We start from the raw sequence: 2,180 nt of genomic DNA on the forward strand, positions 1-2,180 counted from the left end.
ACAAAGATTTATCCAAACGGGGCACCGAGTCGGCCGGGAAGTTGGCCAATCACTGGGAGCGCTTTACCAAGGTGCTGCCCGAGATTATTGGCTCTTCACAGTGGTTTGAGCAATGGCAGGAGAGGGATAACAAATTTGTGCCCTTCCAGAGCATATATCCGCTTCGCGACTTTTACTGGTCGGGGATAGGGCCAGAGCGAAGTGCCCTTTTTGAGGGGTATAGCGACGGCTCGCAAACTCCTAAATCGGGAGAAACCAAGTTGCATGAACAGGAGGGCTATCCCAATTATTTCCAGGATTTGCATGATTCGTTTATCAATTTGCCGTTTGTCCAGAGGCATTTTGCCGATCCCGAGCAAACGTGGAAAGATGTCATGGAGATAAATAAAGACGGCTCAGAACCCATAATCAATGATATAGATAGAATCTCGACCCATCTCAGCGAGCTTAGGGTTTTGATGTATCTGGAAGAACTAAGAACTATTAAAAAAGAGATACAGGACACGTTGAATGGGTATTATGAGCCAGACTCCGATGAGGATAAATTGAAGCGGACACAGTTAACCGGGTGCGGACCAGGATGCTCCTCAATATGGCAGGTGTTGCCGATTGTTTTGTGAGTGTGATAGAGATTCAAATACAGAGCCTGGGCGCCGGGGAGAAACATTGGCTGGACACTGGAGCCTTTGCATTTTAATAATAAATAAAGATTGGTTAGTATGAAAGAATCAGATATAGTTAAAGAGACAGGCGATTTGAAGTCGTATATTGAGACTTCGTTGCAATGGAGCGAAGATTATCATAAAGATACTTTCCCGAGGAAGAAATTTAAAGAGTATCGACGTTTGGCAAAAAAGATAGAATATTCGTTGCAAGACCGATGCTCTGTGGCTGCTTATGGAGAGAGCCAGGTAGGAAAGTCTTATTTGATGAGCAGTTTGTTGTCTTCGTCTAATGCACAGTTCGTAGTTAAGAATAAAGACAGGGAGTACTCTTTTGTAAATGAAATAAATCCAAGTGGTAGAAATAGTACCGAGATAGAATCTACGGGCTTGATTACCCGCTTTACAACGGCCGATAAGAATAAGAAGATGGCCGATTATATAAGGATACAGAATCTGTCGGTTCCCGATCTGCTAATGCTGATTGTAGATTCGTATTACAGCGATGTAAAAATCAATGCCAAGCAGAGTTTGTCGCCCAATAGTATAAACGATAATCTGCACTCTTTGCAGGAGTTGTGGAAATCGAAATATCAAAAACAAGATATTATCGGTGAGGATGATATTCGGGATATACAAGAGTATATGGTTGAGGTTATCGGTGTGGGAGCGAGCAGTGTGCTCAACTCCGATTTCTTTGATGTGGTAGCCGATAATATCAAATATGTGTCGATGGACCATTGGGTAGATGTGTTTGAGTTATTGTGGAATAAGAACGAACACTTTTGTAAGATATTTACGACACTGATTAAAGAGTATCAGAAAATAGGATTCCGCACCGAGGTTTATGTGCCGTTTGATGCTATCTTGAGGGAGAAGGGTACCTTGTTGCAAGTGCAATGGCTCGATTTGGTTTGTGGAAAAGAAGTTCAGGATATCGATTTTCCTGTCTTAAACACCGATATTTATGATGAGAATGAGAAGTTGATAGCTTCGGATTTTCCCAAGACTTATTTGTCGGCATTTGCGGCAGAGGTCGTTATTGTCCTCCCTGGGGATGTCTTGAAAGAACGTCCGTTCCTGGCGCATGTCGATTTGCTCGATTTTCCCGGAGCGAGAAATCGGTTGGATAAGATCGAGGATGATATAGATTATAAAAACGACATGCCCGAAATGCTGCGTCGTGGAAAGGTGGCATACCTCTTCAACAAGTATGTGCGCACCCGCAGGATTAGCTCTATCATGTTCTGTCATCATCATAGTCAGAAGAAAGCCAATTTGGGAAATACGATTAAAGATTGGATTGAGAAAACCGTGGGATTGACCCCCAAGATACGAACAAAGAACCTCAAGATATTGGACAATATTTCGCCTTTGTTTGTCATAGCGACCAAGTTTAACAAAGATTTATCCAAACGGGGCACCGAGTCGGCCGGGAAGTTGGCCAATCACTGGGAGCGCTTTACCAAGGTGCTGCCCGAGATTATTGGCTCTTCACAGTGGTTTGAGCAATGGCAG

The 2,180-nt window shown here is 43.4% G+C and carries 2 protein-coding genes; both read left to right on the forward strand.

All coding sequences use genetic code 11. The features are described 5' to 3' along the window. The coding region (locus tag B5G10_RS12415; protein WP_241147771.1) for a virulence factor SrfC family protein at positions 1-620 on the forward strand (620 nt) is incomplete at its 5' end. A gap of 99 nt (positions 621-719) precedes the next feature. Beyond that, on the forward strand, positions 720-2,180 hold a 1,461-nt coding region (locus B5G10_RS12420), incomplete at its 3' end, for a virulence factor SrfC family protein (RefSeq protein WP_241147772.1).

The organism is Barnesiella sp. An55, from assembly GCF_002161555.1.
Classification (GTDB): Bacteria; Bacteroidota; Bacteroidia; order Bacteroidales; family Barnesiellaceae; genus Barnesiella; species Barnesiella merdipullorum.